16 protein-coding genes and 1 riboswitch are annotated in these 14,686 nt (G+C 65.1%); of the genes, 8 read left to right on the forward strand and 8 right to left on the reverse strand.

Annotated elements, in window-relative coordinates:
• Nucleotides 1-36: 36 nt before the first annotated feature.
• On the reverse strand, nt 37-1,353 hold the full coding sequence (locus tag FG486_RS03760; RefSeq protein ID WP_181266486.1) for a dicarboxylate/amino acid:cation symporter: 1,317 nt from the start codon (nt 1,351-1,353) through the stop codon (nt 37-39).
• Between the two features lie 164 nt (nt 1,354-1,517).
• Between FG486_RS03760 and FG486_RS03765 the strand changes: the two genes are divergently transcribed.
• Entirely contained in the window at nt 1,518-2,141 is a 624-nt protein-coding gene (locus FG486_RS03765) for a hypothetical protein (protein ID WP_181266487.1), read from the forward strand.
• A 15-nt stretch (nt 2,142-2,156) separates the two neighbouring features.
• Here FG486_RS03765 and FG486_RS03770 read toward each other — a convergent pair whose 3' ends face one another.
• From FG486_RS03770 to FG486_RS03785, 4 genes are all read right to left on the reverse strand, one after another.
• Nucleotides 2,157-2,585 carry a YqhG/Tai3 family protein gene (locus tag FG486_RS03770; protein WP_181266488.1) on the reverse strand — a complete coding sequence of 143 codons (429 nt, stop codon included), beginning with the start codon at nt 2,583-2,585 and terminating at the stop codon, nt 2,157-2,159.
• A gap of 1,174 nt (nt 2,586-3,759) precedes the next feature.
• A complete protein-coding gene (locus FG486_RS03775) occupies nt 3,760-4,218 on the reverse strand; it encodes a DUF3429 domain-containing protein (RefSeq protein WP_181266489.1) in 459 nt (152 codons plus the stop codon).
• 9 nt (nt 4,219-4,227) lie between these two features.
• Nucleotides 4,228-5,445, reverse strand: coding sequence for an argininosuccinate synthase (locus tag FG486_RS03780; RefSeq protein WP_066277356.1), 1,218 nt, complete (start codon nt 5,443-5,445; stop codon nt 4,228-4,230).
• 74 nt (nt 5,446-5,519) lie between these two features.
• Nucleotides 5,520-6,092, reverse strand: coding sequence for a TMEM165/GDT1 family protein (locus tag FG486_RS03785; protein WP_066277358.1), 573 nt, complete (start codon nt 6,090-6,092; stop codon nt 5,520-5,522).
• 17 nt (nt 6,093-6,109) lie between these two features.
• A riboswitch (yybP-ykoY riboswitch) is annotated at nt 6,110-6,290 on the reverse strand.
• 38 nt (nt 6,291-6,328) lie between these two features.
• Here FG486_RS03785 and FG486_RS03790 point away from each other — a divergent pair.
• Both FG486_RS03790 and FG486_RS03795 read left to right on the forward strand, forming a co-directional pair.
• On the forward strand, nt 6,329-6,775 hold the full coding sequence (locus FG486_RS03790) for a DUF1801 domain-containing protein (RefSeq protein WP_066277361.1): 447 nt from the start codon (nt 6,329-6,331) through the stop codon (nt 6,773-6,775).
• The gene (locus tag FG486_RS03795) at nt 6,772-7,068 is read left to right on the forward strand and encodes a ribbon-helix-helix domain-containing protein (protein ID WP_181266490.1); all 297 of its coding nucleotides are present in this window, start codon (nt 6,772-6,774) and stop codon (nt 7,066-7,068) included. Before FG486_RS03790 ends, FG486_RS03795 begins: the two co-directional genes overlap by 4 nt.
• A 187-nt stretch (nt 7,069-7,255) precedes the next feature.
• Here the strand turns inward: FG486_RS03795 and murA are convergent, their stop codons facing one another.
• Together murA and clpS are read right to left on the reverse strand one after the other, a co-directional pair.
• Nucleotides 7,256-8,539: a UDP-N-acetylglucosamine 1-carboxyvinyltransferase gene (gene murA, locus FG486_RS03800; protein ID WP_066277368.1), complete on the reverse strand. Its 1,284-nt coding sequence runs from the start codon at nt 8,537-8,539 to the stop codon at nt 7,256-7,258.
• A 56-nt stretch (nt 8,540-8,595) separates the two neighbouring features.
• Complete coding sequence (gene clpS, locus FG486_RS03805; RefSeq protein WP_081096850.1) at nt 8,596-9,003, reverse strand: ATP-dependent Clp protease adapter ClpS; 408 nt, start codon at nt 9,001-9,003, stop codon at nt 8,596-8,598.
• A gap of 147 nt (nt 9,004-9,150) precedes the next feature.
• Between clpS and obgE the strand changes: the two genes are divergently transcribed.
• The 3 genes from obgE (at nt 9,151) to FG486_RS03820 (ending at nt 12,465) form a co-directional block, all read left to right on the forward strand.
• Nucleotides 9,151-10,209, forward strand: a complete 1,059-nt coding sequence (gene obgE, locus FG486_RS03810) for a GTPase ObgE (protein WP_181266491.1) — start codon at nt 9,151-9,153, stop codon at nt 10,207-10,209.
• A gap of 220 nt (nt 10,210-10,429) precedes the next feature.
• Nucleotides 10,430-11,554, forward strand: a complete 1,125-nt coding sequence (gene proB / locus FG486_RS03815) for a glutamate 5-kinase (protein WP_181266492.1) — start codon at nt 10,430-10,432, stop codon at nt 11,552-11,554.
• Complete coding sequence (locus FG486_RS03820) at nt 11,551-12,465, forward strand: NAD-dependent epimerase/dehydratase family protein (RefSeq protein ID WP_181266493.1); 915 nt, start codon at nt 11,551-11,553, stop codon at nt 12,463-12,465. The genes proB and FG486_RS03820 overlap by 4 nt, the downstream gene beginning before the upstream one ends.
• Here the strand turns inward: FG486_RS03820 and FG486_RS03825 are convergent.
• The gene (locus FG486_RS03825) at nt 12,455-13,042 is read right to left on the reverse strand and encodes a Pycsar system effector family protein (RefSeq protein ID WP_060978837.1); all 588 of its coding nucleotides are present in this window, start codon (nt 13,040-13,042) and stop codon (nt 12,455-12,457) included. The two genes, FG486_RS03820 and FG486_RS03825, sit on opposite strands and share 11 nt — an antisense overlap.
• Before the next feature lie 155 nt (nt 13,043-13,197).
• Here FG486_RS03825 and FG486_RS03830 point away from each other — a divergent pair, with 155 nt between their 5' ends.
• Nucleotides 13,198-13,437 (forward strand): acyl carrier protein, encoded by a 240-nt coding sequence (locus tag FG486_RS03830; RefSeq protein WP_023836291.1) that lies wholly within the window; start codon nt 13,198-13,200, stop codon nt 13,435-13,437.
• A 46-nt stretch (nt 13,438-13,483) separates the two neighbouring features.
• Nucleotides 13,484-14,683 (forward strand): serine palmitoyltransferase, encoded by a 1,200-nt coding sequence (spt, locus tag FG486_RS03835; RefSeq protein WP_181266494.1) that lies wholly within the window; start codon nt 13,484-13,486, stop codon nt 14,681-14,683.
• The last annotated feature ends 3 nt before the right edge of the window (nt 14,684-14,686 follow it).

The following is a 14,686-nucleotide window of genomic DNA, read 5'->3' on the forward strand; positions in this document are numbered from 1 at the left end:
ACAAGGGCCAGCCGTGCGGAACGGCTGGCCCTTTTCTTATTCGCTGGCGGGAAGGTCCAGCCCGCGCTTGCCATGCTCGGGTGTGTCGTGCGGGGCTTCGGGCAGGTCCATTTCCGCGGGTTCCTCGACCTCGAGCATGCCTTCCCATTTGGTGATGACGCTGGTCGCGACCGCGTTGCCAACGACGTTGGTCGCGGTGCGGCCCATGTCGAGGAACTGGTCGATGGCGAGGATGATCGCGACGCCCTCGACCGGCAGGCCGAATTGCGCGAGCGTGCCGGTGATGACCACCAGGCTGGCGCGCGGCACCGCAGCAATGCCCTTGGACGAGACCATCAGCGTCAGCAGGATCAGGATCTGCGTGGTGATCGAAAGCTCGATGCCATAAGCCTGCGCGATGAACAGCGTCGCGAAGCTCATGTACATCATCGAGCCATCAAGGTTGAAGCTGTAGCCCAGCGGCAGCATGAAGCCCGAGATGCGGCGCGGCACGCCGAACCGGTCGAGCTGTTCGAACATCTTGGGCAGCGCGGCTTCCGACGAGGCGGTCGAGAAGGCGATCAGCAGCGGCTCGCGGATATAGCGGATGAGCTGCCAGATCTTGCCGCGCAGGAACACCCAGCCCATCGTCAGCAGGATGATCCACAGCAGCACCAGCGAGGCGTAGAACTCCACCAGCAGCTCGAAATAGGTGCCCAGGATCGCCAGCCCGCTGCCCGCCACCACCTTGGCGATCGCGCCGAACACCGCGATGGGCGCAAAGCGCATCACATAGCCGGTGATCTGCAGCATCATCTCGGCCAGCGCTTCCGAGCCACGAACCAGTGCCGCGCCCTTCTCGCCGATCGCCGACAGCGCGACGCCCGCGAACACCGAGAAGACCAGTATCTGCAGGATGTTGTTGGTCGCCAGCGCCTCTAGCGCGTTTTTGGGGAAGATCGACAGCGTGAACTCCCACGCATCGAGCTTCTTCACCTCGCCGACCATCTTGGCTGCTTCCGCCGCTTCGGGGATCGGCGCACCGATGCCCGGCTGGAAAAGGTTGACCATCAACAGGCCGAGCCCGATCGAGATGAAGCTCGCGGTGATGAACCAGGTAAGCGCGCGCACGCCGATACGTCCCAACGCGCTGCTGTCCCCCATATGCGCGATGCCGACGACGATGGTCGAGAGCACCAGCGGCGCGACGAGCAGCTTGATGAGGTTGAGGAAGATGTCCGAGAGCAGCTTGAACGTCTTGGTGATGTACTCGAACATCGGGCTGTCCGCCGCGACGCCGACATGGACGGCATAACCGACCGCCACGCCGAGCACCATGCCGGCGAAAATATACCAGGTAAGCTTGCGATCCATGGTCCTGCCCTTTTGTCCCTTGAGCGTGTCCTACCGGGCTACCCGAAATGCGCAACCCCCGTGCAGCAGCGTCAGCGGGATCGGGCTGGACGAACGCCGGGGCGGTGCCTAGCGTCGCGCGATAACCGCTGCCCGCCGCAGCCTGCACCCGGCCAAAGGTTCCGATGAGCGCCTTCGAATTCTTCTTCAGCTTCTATGGTCTGCTGCTCGGTCTGTCGGTCGCAGAGCTGGTCGGCGGTTTCGCGCGCGTGCTGCACGAACGCCAACGGGTGCGATTCGGCTGGCTCACGCCGCTGCTCGCGCTGTTCGTCGCAGTCGATCTGGTGACCTTCTGGAACCAGGCCTGGGTGTTCTTTCGTGACGCTCCCTTCAATCCGGCGCTGCTGCTGGTCGGCCTGATCATTGCGGCAACCTTCTATATCGCCGCCAGCATCACCTTCCCCCGTGTCACTGCAGAAGGGGTGGAGACGGCAATCGATCTCGACGCGCATTTCTGGGCGCATCGCGGAGTCGTCTTCGGCTGCGTGTTCGCTGCGAACGCGATGGTCTGGCTGCTGCTCGGCGCGCTGGCCGGCATCAGCGAGGCCTGGGCGGCGGTCTGGACGCCGCGCCTGATGCTCGGCGTGGCGCTGTTCGCCGCGTGCACGCTCGCCGGAGCCTTTGCCCGCCAGCGCGGCGTGGTCATTGCCGCACTGCTGGTGCTGCTCGTCTATGCACTGTGGAACATGGCGCGCGCCGCCAGCGCGCTGTTTGCGGCGGGTGTTTGGACCCCGGCGGTAGGCAGCTGACGCAGCGCGACCGGTTCAGCCCCCTGACTTCAATCCCTTCCGCAACTTGGCGGCGAAGCTGGGCGTGGTTGGCGTGGCGATGTCGCTGACAAACCAGCTGCCCTTGATCAGCACCAGATCGACCGAATAGCGCTTCGGGCCGCCGTTGCGCATCTGAACGGTGACGCGCGCGCCGGTGTCGCCCTTCGCCACCACCGTGCTGCTGACGAGCTTGTAATCGCTGCCGGTATCCTGGCAGTCGCAGAACGGAACCGCGTCGATGACGCAAATGCCGCCGCCGGCCTCGGCACAGGCGTCATCCTTGGCGATCAGCGCCTTGAGCGCGGGCGCATAGCGCGCCGAACGATAATCGAAATCCCCCGGAAGCTTGGCGTAGATTCCCTCGACATAGCGCTTGGCGGCCGCGAGCTCGGCCGGTGTCGCCGCGCTGGCGGCGCTTGGCATGGCAATTGCCAGCAGCATGAGAGCCGTTGCGACCCTGCCAGATGTCTTTCCTCTCATTGATCCCCCGCAAATCCCTTTGGCGCCTCGCGATGTTCTGTCCACCGCACCTTTGTGCGCGCCGAGCCTATCGAGATCGCTACGCGGCCTCAAGCTCGGCCGGCCGCCTGCACGGCGCATACGCAAAACGGGGGCCGACATTGCTGTCGGCCCCCACTGCGCCTGATCTGGCTTTCCGGATCGTTGATCCGATGCCCGTGAAAGCGGTTTCCCGCCTCAAGATGGTCTGTCTGCCGCGCCGTAAGCGGTGGGGCCGACATGTCCGTTCCAGGCTGTCGATGGTGTTGCGTCCGCATTTCTGCTTCGGCTCCGCCTTCGATCCCGATCACCCTTTCAGGCGTCCGGCTTCGCGCGAGGCTTGGGTCGATTGGCCCGAAGGCCCTTGGTCCGAAGACCTTCGCCCCAAGTCCGCGCTCTGCCTGACACCCCCGGCTTGTGCCATCCGGTTCCGATCATCCGGCCCCAGCAACACCGCTCCGAAAAGCCGTGCGCGTTAACCGGTTGTCCTGACCCTTAAGGCCCTGCCCTGGGGCATCGCACCGGCGGACCGCTCCATCCAGGTCTTGCAACCCGCATCATGCCTGCCTGCCGATCATCGTCCGTCCATCCGAACCTTTTCAGACCGCCCCTTGCGCTCCCTCGCATCGCTGCTCCGGATCCCTTGGGACCATCTCTTCCAGCCTGTGCATAACACCGGCCTTCCTGCCGCACCGTTCGCTGTTGCCAGCTCCTGGTCCGGGCGATCTCTCCAGCCCTCAAACCTGCGCCCTACATCACTGTATTCGCTTGGTTTTTCTGGCCTTCAGTCCGCTTTCCGTCTGTCCTTCCGACCTCTTGAAGGTGTCATGAGACCCGAGTCGCAGCCAGCAAAATTGCATGAGTTATCCACAGCCAGCGCGGCTTCGCTGTGGATAAGTTGGTGGATAGCAATGGATTAAAGTGCGCCGGTTCGTTTGTTTCATCGGGGCGTAACAAAGGCGTTTCTCGGCTGGGTAAGAGTTCGCCTGACTCGTGCATCCGTCCCACGACTTCGCTCGGGACGAACGGATTTGACTGAGTCGCGCCTCGACCCCTACCGCGTTCCCGAGCGTAGTCGAGGGACGCTTGCGCAAACGTATCAGCCAAGAGCCCCCATCGGCACCACGGCCAGCACGACCAGGCACGCGACCACGATCCCCGTCACCCGGCTGCGCATCGTGCCATAAGTCGCATCGGTCGCCCCTGCGCGCACCGCCTGCTTGTCGAGCCACCACAAAACCCCGAAGCCCAAAGCGAACAGCAAGGCCGCCTCGTTGAACGGCACGAACCACAGCGCCGCGCAGGTGCCCAGCACCACCGCATTGCTGGCGATGAACAGGTTCGGTGCAACCCGCTGCGGCGCCACCACCTGGATGCCCCAGAGCGTGCCCGCCATGAACATCAGGATGGTGAACGCCCAGTAGCAGGTCAGGTTCGCGGCGTTGACGTCGCCGAAGCCGATGACATGGCTGAGCGCGCCCGCGATGAACGGCAGCGCGCCCGCATAGGTCAGGCCCTGCATCAGCAGGCGGTTGTTGCCTTGGCCCTGCCCCGCCATGCGCCGCCCTCAGCCCTGACGGCGGCCCAGCAGCCGCAGCCGCAGCGCGTTAAGCTTGATGAAGCCCTCTGCATCCTTCTGGTCATAGGCGCCGGCATCGTCCTCGAACGTCACGACCTTCTCGCTGTACAGCGAATAGGGCGACTTGCGGCCGACGACCCAGGCATTGCCCTTGTACAGCTTCAGCCGCACCGTGCCGGTGACATGGCTCTGGCTGTGATCGATCGCCGCCTGCAGCATCTCGCGCTCGGGGCTGAACCACAGGCCGTTATAGATCAGCTCGGCATAGCGCGGGGCGAGCTCGTCCTTGAGATGCGCCGCGCCGCGATCGAGCGTCAGCTGCTCGATGCCGCGATGCGCGATGTGGTAGATGGTGCCGCCGGGCGTTTCGTACATCCCGCGCGACTTCATGCCGACAAAGCGGTTCTCGACCAGATCGAGCCGCCCGATGCCATGCGTCTTGCCAAGATCGTTTAGCTTCGCGAGCAGCGTCGCCGGGCTCATCCCCTCACCGTTCAGCGCGACGCCATCGCCGCGTTCGAAATCGATGGTGATATATTCCGGCGTGTCCGGCCCCTCTTCGGGATGGTTGGTGCGCGAATAGACATAATCGGGGACTTCATCCCACGGATCTTCGAGCACCTTGCCCTCGGACGAGGTGTGCAGCAGGTTCGCGTCGGTCGAGAACGGCGCTTCGCCGCGCTTGTCCTTGGCGACCGGAATCTGGTGCGCCTCGGCGAACTCGATCAGCCGGGTGCGGCTGGTCAGGTCCCATTCGCGCCAGGGAGCGATCACCTTCACATCCGGATCGAGCGCATAATAGCCGAGCTCGAACCGCACCTGGTCATTGCCCTTGCCGGTCGCGCCATGGCTGACCGCATCGGCGCCGACCATTTTCGCGATCTCGATCTGACGCTTGGCGATCAGCGGCCGCGCGATCGAGGTGCCGAGCAGATAGGTGCCTTCGTATAGTGCATTGGCACGCATCATCGGGAAGACGTAATCGCGCACGAATTCCTCGCGCAGATCGTCGATGAAGATGTGCTCCGGCTTCACGCCCATCATCTGCGCCTTGGCGCGCGCGGGCTCCAGCTCTTCGCCCTGGCCGAGATCGGCGGTGAAGGTCACCACTTCGCAGTTGTAGGTCTGCTGCAGCCATTTGAGGATGACGCTGGTATCCAGACCGCCCGAAAAGGCCAGAACAACGCGGTTTACCGATTGGGTCATGCAAGCGGACTTTCTTACAGGAAAACAGGGATCGCGCGCCGCCTAACAGCGCGGGGGCATGGGGGCAAGGGCGATCACACCCAGCCTGCGGTCTGCGCGCCGATCCAGATGCCCAGCCCGGCAAACATCAGCGCTGCGCCGATCTGCAGCGCGCGGATCGGCAGGATGCGCTCGATCCGGTGACCCAGCAGCACGGCGGGCACATTGGCGACCATCATGCCCAGCGTGGTCCCGGCGGTCACCGCGACGACATTCTGGTAATGCGCGCCCATGGCCACGGTGGCGATCTGGGTCTTGTCGCCCATCTCGACCAGGAAGAACGCAATCAGCGTGGTCAGGAACACGCCCGCGCCACGCCTTTTGGGCTCGTCATTCTCGTCGAACTTGTCGGGGATCAGCGCCCAGAGACCCATGACGATGAACCCGCCCGCGATGGCAAAGCGGAAAGCGGGGCTATCGAGCAGGCCGGCGACCTGCTGACCGACCAGCGCGGCGAGGAAATGGTTGGCGAGCGTCGCGGCGAAGATGCCGGCGATGATCGGCACCGGCTTGCGCAGGCGCGCGGCGAGCAGGATCGCGAGCAACTGGGTCTTGTCGCCCATTTCGGCGAGCGCGACCAGCGACAGCGAGGCAAGAAAGGCTTCCATCCGACGAGACTTTCAGGGCCGGGCAGTTCAGGACACAATGGCACCGTCGCCCCTGCCCGGCCGGACAATGGGTTCAGGTGTCATCGGTCTTGCCGGAAGCCGGATCACCTGGACCCGGAAACCCTTGCGCCATGGCCTCTCGGCCAAGTGTGTTGACGCACGGACCGGCTTACCGCCGGTTGGCTACTCCCCATCAGACGTGCTAGCCTCTAGGGCATCGGCAAGAGGGATGCAAGATGGCGCAGGCGCAGAACAAGACGGTGGCGACCGATGCGGATGTTGCCGCCTATATCGCGGCGCTCGAGCCCGAGCGGCGGCGCGAGGAGGCCGAGACGCTGCTTGCGCTGTACGAGCGGGTCACCGGCGAGCCCGCGAAGATGTGGGGGCCGAGCATGATCGGCTTCGGCTCCTATGATTACACCTATGATAGCGGCCGTAGCGGCACCGCGATGCGCTCGGGCTTTGCGCCACGCAAGGGAAAGCACAGCATCTACCTGATGTGCGGCGCTTGCGACGATGCCGCCGCGCAGCAGCAGGAAACGCTGCTGGCCCGGCTCGGCAAGCACAAGATGGAAAAATCGTGCCTGTACATCAACCGGCTCGATCAGGTGGACATGGGCGTTCTCGAACTGATCATCGCCAACAATGTCGCCGAGATGAACCGGCTCTACCCGCCCGCATGAGCATTCCGCCCGAAGACCTGTTCCACGGCCCGGTCAAGCGCAGCATCCAGATTGCCGGGCACATGACCTCGATCAGCCTGGAGCCGCTGTTCTGGGATCTGCTGAAAGCCGCCGCCGAGTCGCGCGGTCTGCCGCTCAACGCGCTTGTCGCGCGGATCGATGTCGAGCGGATCGCGGTAGAGCAGCCGCCCAACCTAGCGAGCGCGATCCGGCTATGGCTGGTCAGGGATGTGATCGAGGCGCGCGGTGCAACCAGCGATGGCGAAGCCGCACAACAAGGCTCCCCTCCCTGAAAGGGAGGGGTAGGCGGTGGGTAAAGCCTCTACAGAACCACCGCTTGCTCGACCCCGTCGCGCCCCACCCCTAGCCCCTCCCTGGCCAGGGAGGGGAACGCATTTCGGCGAGACCGAATGGAAAGGCCTCGAGCGCAGGGTTAAGCGCCCCCTCCCCTCCCGCAGGCGGGAGGGAAGACAAGAGCAATCAATCCCCGCCGACGCGCTCGATGTCCGCACCGACCGCCTGGAGCTTTTCTTCCAGCCGCTCATAGCCGCGGTCGAGATGGTACACCCGATTGACCTCGGTCTCGCCCTCGGCCGCAAGCCCCGCGATGATCAGGCTCATCGAGGCGCGCAGGTCGGTCGCCATCACGGGCGCGCCGACCATGCGTTCGACGCCATGCACCACCGCGGTGCGGCCCTTGACCTCGATATGCGCACCCATGCGGTTCAATTCGGGCACGTGCATGTAGCGGTTTTCGAAAATCGTCTCGGTCAACACGCTTGCGCCTTCGGCCAGACACAGCATCGCCATGAACTGCGCCTGCATGTCGGTGGCAAAGCCGGGGAACGGCGCGGTCGAAAGCGTGAGCGCCTGCAGCTTGCCATTGGGGCGCACCGCGATGCCATCGGCGATTTCCTCGACATGCACGCCCGCCTGGCGCAGCGCCGCGACAGTCGCCTCCATCTCGTCGAGCTTCGCGCCGATCAGGTCGAGCGCGCTGCCGGTGATCGCGGCGGCGCAGGCATAGCTGCCCGCCTCGATGCGGTCGGCCATCACGCGATAGGTCGCACCGTGCAGCCGGTCCTTGCCATGGATGACCAGCGTCGATCCGCCGATCCCCTCGATCTTTGCGCCCATCGCGACGAGCAGGTTGCACAGGTCGACGATCTCGGGCTCGCGCGCCGCATTGCGCAGCGTCGATGTGCCCTTGCACAAAACCGCCGTCATCAGCGCGTTCTCGGTCGCGCCGACCGAGACCACGGGGAAGCCGAAATCGCCGCCGGGAAGGCCTCCCTTCGGCGCGCGCGCGGTGACATAGCCTGCGGTGATCTCGATCTCCGCGCCCAAAGCCTCGAGCGCCTTCAGGTGCAGGTCGATCGGGCGGTTGCCGATCGCGCAGCCGCCGGGCAGCGAGACGGTCGCCTCGCCCGCACGCGCGAGCAGCGGGCCCAGCACCAGGATCGACGCGCGCATCTTGCGCACGATGTCATAGGGCGCGACCGTGGAGGTCACCCGGCCCGCGCGCAGCGTCATCACCCGGCCGAAATCCTCGGGCCGCGCGCCTTCGATCATCGTCGACACGCCAAGCTGGTTGAGCAGATGGCCGAAGCTGTCGACATCGGCCAGCCGCGGCAGGTTGCGCAGCGTCAGCGGCTCGTCGGTCAGCAGCGCGCACGGCAGCAGCGTCAGCGCGCTGTTCTTGGCTCCGGAAATGGGAATACGGCCCGAGAGCGGCTTGCCGCCGCGAATGATGATCTTGTCCATCGCCGCTGTTTAGCGGCTGCGCGGGCTGGTGCAAGAGGGGGGCAAGGCCCGGAAGGTCAAACCTTCTCCAGCGTGCATTGCAGCGGGTGCTGGTTCTGCCGGGCGAAATCCATCACCTGATTCACCTTGGTCTCGGCGACCTCGTAAGTGAAGATGCCGCAAACGCCGACGCCCTTCTGGTGGACGTGGAGCATCACGCGGGTCGCCTCGTCCATGTTCATGCTGAAGAAGCGCTTGAGGACGAGCACCACGAATTCCATCGGGGTGTAATCGTCGTTGAGCATCAGCACCTTGTACTGGCTGGGCTTTTTCGACTTGGCGCGGGTCTTGACCGCGATGCCGATATCCGGCGGTCCGTCATCGTCCTCGCGATCGGGCCCGGCGCGCACGACCAGGCCTGCGTCGCCTGCCACGATGGCAGCGAGGCGTCGGGGAGACGCTGAACGGATTGTCGTGCTGTGCATAGGTCGTCTCGAATATCGTATTTCTCAGCCGTCAGGCAAGGGGCTGCGCGCAAAATGCGACACGCTGCCCCGTCATCCTGACACGGCCATCTAGCGCCGATTCGGTTACTCTGGCGTTTCGCGGCGCTTTCCGTTAGGGGCGCGGCCATGCATTTTCTCGATCAAGCCAAGATTTTCATTCGTTCCGGCGCGGGCGGACAGGGCGCGGTGTCCTTCCGCCGCGAAAAATATGTCGAATATGGCGGCCCCGATGGCGGCAATGGCGGCAAGGGCGGCGACATCATCTTCGAAGCGGTCAGCGGTCTCAACACGCTGATCGACTTTCGCTATACCCAGCATTTCAAGGCGAAGCGGGGCACCGGCGGCATGGGCCGCAACCGCACCGGCGCGGGCGGTGACGATCTGGTCATCAAGGTGCCGGTGGGCACGCAGATCCTGTCCGAGGACAAGGAGGATGTGCTCGCCGATTTCACCCATGCCGGGCAGCGCATCACCCTGCTGCGCGGCGGCGATGGAGGGCGCGGGAATTTGAGCTATGCCACCAGCACCAACCGCGCGCCGCGTCAGCACGGGCCGGGCTGGCCGGGCGAGGAAATGTGGGTTTGGCTGCGGCTGAAGCTGATGGCCGATGCGGGGCTGGTAGGGCTGCCCAATGCGGGCAAGTCCACCTTCATCAACCAGGTCACCAACGCGCATGCCAAGGTGGGCGATTATCCGTTCACGACGCTGCGCCCGCAGCTGGGCGTCGTGCGGCACCGCAACCGCGAATTCGTGCTCGCCGATATTCCCGGGCTGATCGAGGGCGCGGCAGAAGGCGCAGGCATCGGCGACCGGTTCCTCGGCCATATCGAGCGCTGCCAGGTGCTGATCCATCTGATCGATGCCAATGGCGACGATCCGGTCGAGGCGATGCGCATCGTAGATGGCGAGCTGGAAAATTACGGCGCGGGGCTGGACGAGAAGCCCCGTCTGGTCGCGCTCAACAAGGGCGACCTGCTCGACGAGGAACTGATGCAGCATTTCGCGAGCGAACTGATCGCGGCGGGCGCGGACCGCGTGTTCCCGATCTCGGGCGCGACCGGCAAGGGGATCGACAAGCTGTTCGACGCGCTGCTCGATTATCTGCCGCATGTGACCGCGACCGAACAGCCCGAGGGCGTTGATCCCGACCGCGACGACGAGCCGGGCACATGGTCGCCGGTTTGAGTGAGCGGCAGAATTGGTTTAATTCGCTCCCATTTCCGTTTGTCCCGAGCCCTTCGGCTGGCTGGCAAAACCAGCCGCTCAGGGTAAACCAAGGTCGAGGGACGTATTCGCAACCGTTCGAGCACACGTCCCTCGACTTCGCTCGGGAACTCGGAAGAGGTGGTCACACCGTGCTGATCGAGGTCATCACTTGGGTCGGAGCTTTCAAGGGGAAGAGTAAATGACCCCCTCCCCCCTCGCCCCCGCGCACTGCCCCGTGCTGGTCGTCAAGGTCGGCTCGGCGCTGCTGGTCGCGCCCGAGGGCAAGGTGCGGCGCGAATGGCTCGCCTCGCTGGTCGCGGACATTGCCGGGCGCATTCGGGCAGGCCAGCGGATCGTCATCGTTTCCTCGGGCGCCATCGCGCTCGGTGCGCGGCGGCTCGGCTTGCCCAAGGGGGGGCGCGCCAGCCTGGAGGATGCGCAGGCCTCGGCCGCGACCGGCCAGATCGCGCTCAGCCAGTGCTGGGCCGAACTGCTCGGCGAGCACGGCATCACCGCCGCGCAGATGCTGGTGACGCTCGACGATCTCGAGGATCGCCGCCGCTTCCTCAACGCCTCGGCGACGCTGCGCCGGCTGATTGCGCTCGATGTCGTGCCGGTGATCAACGAGAACGATTCGGTCGCGACCGAGGAAATCCGCTTCGGCGACAACGACCGGCTCGCCGCGCGCATCGCGCAGGCGGCGGGTGCGGGCGGCGTGGTGCTGCTCTCCGACGTCGACGGGCTCTACACCGCCAATCCGAAGAACGAGCCCGATGCGCGGCTGGTCGAAAGCGTCGGACGGATCGATGCGCGCATCAGGGCGATGGCCGATGGCGGCTCTGCTTCGGGCATGGGATCGGGCGGCATGCTCTCCAAGCTGGAGGCGGCGCGGATCGCGACCAGCGCAGGCGCGCATCTCGCCATCGCCAACGGCACGCACGAGCACCCCTTGCAGCGGCTCGACGAAACCGGGCGCTGCACCGTGTTCACCGCCGGCAAGCAGGGCAAGGGCCGCAAGCTTTGGCTCGCAGGGCGCATGACAGCGCGCGGGCGGATCAGCGTCGATGCGGGCGCGGTCTCCGCGCTCGCCAAGGGCTCGAGTCTGCTCCCCGCCGGCGCCACCGCAATCGAGGGCAGGTTCGCGCGCGGCGACGTGATCGAGATTGCTGGCCCCGGCGGCGAGGTGATCGCGCGGGGCCTCAGCGAATATGATGCCGCCGATGCCGCGCGGATCATCGGCCTGCGCAGCGATGGCATCGCCGAGGTGCTGGGTTATGCGCCGCGCAGCGCGCTCGTCCATCGTGACCAGATGGTGCTGCTATGAGCGTGATCGCGATGACCGGCGGCACCGGTTTCGTCGGAGGCGCTGCGATCGACCAGGCTCTGGCGGCGGGGCACCAGGTCCGCGCGCTCGCCCGCAAGCCACAGCGCGCGCGTGAGCGCGTCACCTGGGTCCAGGGATCGCTCGCCGATGCCGAGAGCCTCAACCGCCTGTGCGATGGCGCCGATGTCGTGCTGCACATTGCTGGCGTGGTCAACGCGCCCGACCGCGCGGGCTTTGTCGCGGGCAATATCACCGGCACCGAGAACATGCTGGCGGCAACGAAGGCGGCGGGCATCGCGCGCTTCATCCATGTCTCGTCGCTCGCCGCGCGCGAACGCGCCCTGTCCAACTATTGCTGGTCCAAGGCCGAGGCCGAGGACCGGGTCACCGCCTCTGGCCTAGACTGGATCATGGTGCGCCCACCCGCCGTCTATGGCCCCGGCGATACCGAGATGCTGGACCTGTTCCGCATGGCAGCAAAGGGCCTGGTCATGCTGCCGCCGAGCGGGCGCATGTCGGTGATCCATGTCGCCGATCTGGCCGCCTTGCTGGTGCGGCTCGCGGGCGGTGCGGGCGATGTGCACGCGATCTACGAGGCCGATGACGGAACCCCGCAGGGCTGGAGCCATGAGGGCTTTGCCGATGCGCTGGGCCGCGCGGTGGGGCGCAAGGTGCGCACCGCGCGCGCGCCGAAGCTCGGCCTGTTCATGGCCGCGCGCGCCGACCGCCTGCTGCGCGGTCCCAAGGCGAAGCTCACGCCCGATCGCGCGCGCTATATCGCGCATAGCGACTGGACATCCGATCCGCTGCGCCGCCCGCCGCGCGATCTGTGGCAACCGGAAATAGCGACGCCGAAAGGACTGGCCGAAACCGCGCGCTGGTATCGCGCCGAAGGCTGGCTCAAACGCTGATGAGCGGGTGGCCGAGCGCCATTTCGACGACGAACAGCGCAAAGGTGATGCTCAGGCCGATCAGGAACAGCCGATAGGCCAGGCCCAGATAACGGTATTTCTTGTGCTGCAGCACCATGCCGTTCTGGTGCACGTCGCGCAGCATGGTACGGAAGATCGTCTCGTCCATGTGAAGCTGGTCGATCACCAGATCGGCAAAATCATCCTCGGTCATCTGCGAGAAATTGCCGAAGAACATGAAATTGGTCGCCCCGGGCGGCACGTCGGCCTTCGGCTTGGGCGTGCCGCGCACCGAGGGCAGGATCGCGAACACCGCGCACATGGCCGACAGGAACGCGAACAGCGCCAGCACCATCAGCGGGAGGCTGACATTGCCGCCGCGCGCCTGGCCGACCGCGATGGTGAACACCACGAACGTCGCGCCCATCAGGATGCTCGCCTTCTGATCGGCCATCTGGCTCAAGGACAGGTTGGTCTGCACCGAGGTGCGGATCAGGTGAATGGCGTGCGGGGAGAAGGTGTGCGGCGTCTGCGGCCAGGGGCTCGGGATCGCCGGACGGCTCGCATCGACTCGCATTTTCGTGGCACCCTCTTCCATTACAGATTGATGACACAGCCGCACTGCGCTTGACAAGCGGCACCGCACTGCCCTTCTGGCTGCAACAAGCTGCCGCGATTGTGCCGCATTCGCGGGGCATGGGCAGAGACAACCGTTACGGATGAAAGCAAGACATGACCGACACCGCCATTTATGACCGGATCGCTGCGCAGATCGAACCCTTCAACAAGAAGGGCGTCGCGCTGACCGAGAGCACCACCTTCGCCTCCGATCTGGAATGGGACAGCCTCACCGTCATGGATTTTGTCGCCGCGATCGAGGACGAGTTCGACATCATCATCACCATGAACATGCAGGCCGAGATCGAGACCGTCGGCCAGCTGGTCGCCGCGGTCGAGAAGCTCACCGCCTGACCCGCGCTATCGTGCGCACCTTCCCCAATCTTGCAGAGACCCCAGAATGACCGACCTGTTTTCCAAGTTCGACGCCCTGATCGGCGAGCGCGAGGCCCTGCTGTCCACCGGCGTGCGCGATCCCTTCTCGCTGGTCATGGAATCGGTCAAATCGCCGACAGTGGCGATGTGCAACGGCAAGGAGACGATCCTGCTGGGCACCTACAACTATATGGGCATGACCTTCGATCCCGACGTTCTGGACGCCGGCAAGACCGCGCTCGACAATTTCGGATCGGGCACCACCGGCAGCCGCGTGCTCAACGGCACCTATGCCGGACACCGCGAATGCGAGGAAGCGCTGAAGGAATTCTATGGGATGGACCATGCGATGGTCTTTTCCACGGGATACCAGGCGAATCTGGGCATCATCTCGACCATGGCGGGCAAGGACGATTACATCATCCTCGATATCGACAGCCATGCCTCGATCTATGACGGCTGCGCGCTCGGCAATGCGCAGATCGTCGCCTTCCGCCACAATGATGTCGAGGCGCTGGAAAAGCGGCTCAAGCGCCTGCCCCCCGAAGCGGGCAAGCTGGTGGTGCTCGAAGGCGTCTATTCGATGCTCGGCGACATCGCCCCGCTCAAGGAAATGGTCGCGGTGTCCAAGGCCGCCGGCGCGATGGTGCTGGTCGACGAGGCGCATTCGATGGGCTTTATCGGCGAGCACGGCCGCGGCGTTGCCGAAGCGGCGGGCGTGATCGACGATGTCGATTTCATCATCGGAACGTTCAGCAAGTCAGTCGGCACCGTCGGCGGCTTCTGCGTGTCGAACCACCCGAAGTTCGAGGTGCTGCGCCTGGTGTGCCGCCCTTATGTGTTCACCGCCAGCCTGCCGCCCTCGGTCGTCGCCACTGCTGCGACCAGCATCCGCAAGCTGATGCACGCGGGCAACAAGCGCGCGCATCTGTGGGAGAATTCCAAGCGCCTGCACCAGGGCCTGCGCGATCTCGGCTTTTCGCTCGGCACGCCCGAGGCACAGAGCGGCATCATCGCGGTGATCATGCCCGATATGCTGAAGGGCGCGCAGATGTGGGAGGCGCTGCTCGATCGTGGCCTTTATGTCAACCTGGCCCGCCCGCCCGCAACCCCTGCCGGCATGACGCTGCTGCGCTGCTCGCTCTGCGCCGAGCATTCGAGCGAACAGGTCACGCAGATCCTCGGCATTTTCGAGGCAGCAGGCAAGGATGTCGGGATCATCTGATCC

The sequence above is a fragment of the Blastomonas ursincola genome (assembly GCF_013607875.1).
Lineage (GTDB): Bacteria > Pseudomonadota > Alphaproteobacteria > Sphingomonadales > Sphingomonadaceae > Blastomonas > Blastomonas ursincola.

What these genes read in the sequence shown, in the direction of transcription:
- FG486_RS03760 (WP_181266486.1), bottom strand. Translation starts at nt 1,353, where the DNA reads ATGGATCGCAAGCTTACCTGGTATATTTTCGCCGGCATGGTGCTCGGC.
- obgE (WP_181266491.1), top strand. Translation starts at nt 9,151, where the DNA reads ATGCATTTTCTCGATCAAGCCAAGATTTTCATTCGTTCCGGCGCGGGC.
- FG486_RS03795 (WP_181266490.1), top strand. Translation starts at nt 6,772, where the DNA reads ATGAGCATTCCGCCCGAAGACCTGTTCCACGGCCCGGTCAAGCGCAGC.
- FG486_RS03765 (WP_181266487.1), top strand. Translation starts at nt 1,518, where the DNA reads ATGAGCGCCTTCGAATTCTTCTTCAGCTTCTATGGTCTGCTGCTCGGT.
- murA (WP_066277368.1), bottom strand. Translation starts at nt 8,539, where the DNA reads ATGGACAAGATCATCATTCGCGGCGGCAAGCCGCTCTCGGGCCGTATT.
- FG486_RS03780 (WP_066277356.1), bottom strand. Translation starts at nt 5,445, where the DNA reads ATGACCCAATCGGTAAACCGCGTTGTTCTGGCCTTTTCGGGCGGTCTG.
- FG486_RS03790 (WP_066277361.1), top strand. Translation starts at nt 6,329, where the DNA reads ATGGCGCAGGCGCAGAACAAGACGGTGGCGACCGATGCGGATGTTGCC.
- FG486_RS03775 (WP_181266489.1), bottom strand. Translation starts at nt 4,218, where the DNA reads ATGGCGGGGCAGGGCCAAGGCAACAACCGCCTGCTGATGCAGGGCCTG.
- proB (WP_181266492.1), top strand. Translation starts at nt 10,430, where the DNA reads ATGACCCCCTCCCCCCTCGCCCCCGCGCACTGCCCCGTGCTGGTCGTC.
- spt (WP_181266494.1), top strand. Translation starts at nt 13,484, where the DNA reads ATGACCGACCTGTTTTCCAAGTTCGACGCCCTGATCGGCGAGCGCGAG.
- FG486_RS03820 (WP_181266493.1), top strand. Translation starts at nt 11,551, where the DNA reads ATGAGCGTGATCGCGATGACCGGCGGCACCGGTTTCGTCGGAGGCGCT.
- FG486_RS03830 (WP_023836291.1), top strand. Translation starts at nt 13,198, where the DNA reads ATGACCGACACCGCCATTTATGACCGGATCGCTGCGCAGATCGAACCC.
- FG486_RS03785 (WP_066277358.1), bottom strand. Translation starts at nt 6,092, where the DNA reads ATGGAAGCCTTTCTTGCCTCGCTGTCGCTGGTCGCGCTCGCCGAAATG.
- clpS (WP_081096850.1), bottom strand. Translation starts at nt 9,003, where the DNA reads ATGCACAGCACGACAATCCGTTCAGCGTCTCCCCGACGCCTCGCTGCC.
- FG486_RS03770 (WP_181266488.1), bottom strand. Translation starts at nt 2,585, where the DNA reads ATGCCAAGCGCCGCCAGCGCGGCGACACCGGCCGAGCTCGCGGCCGCC.
- FG486_RS03825 (WP_060978837.1), bottom strand. Translation starts at nt 13,042, where the DNA reads ATGCGAGTCGATGCGAGCCGTCCGGCGATCCCGAGCCCCTGGCCGCAG.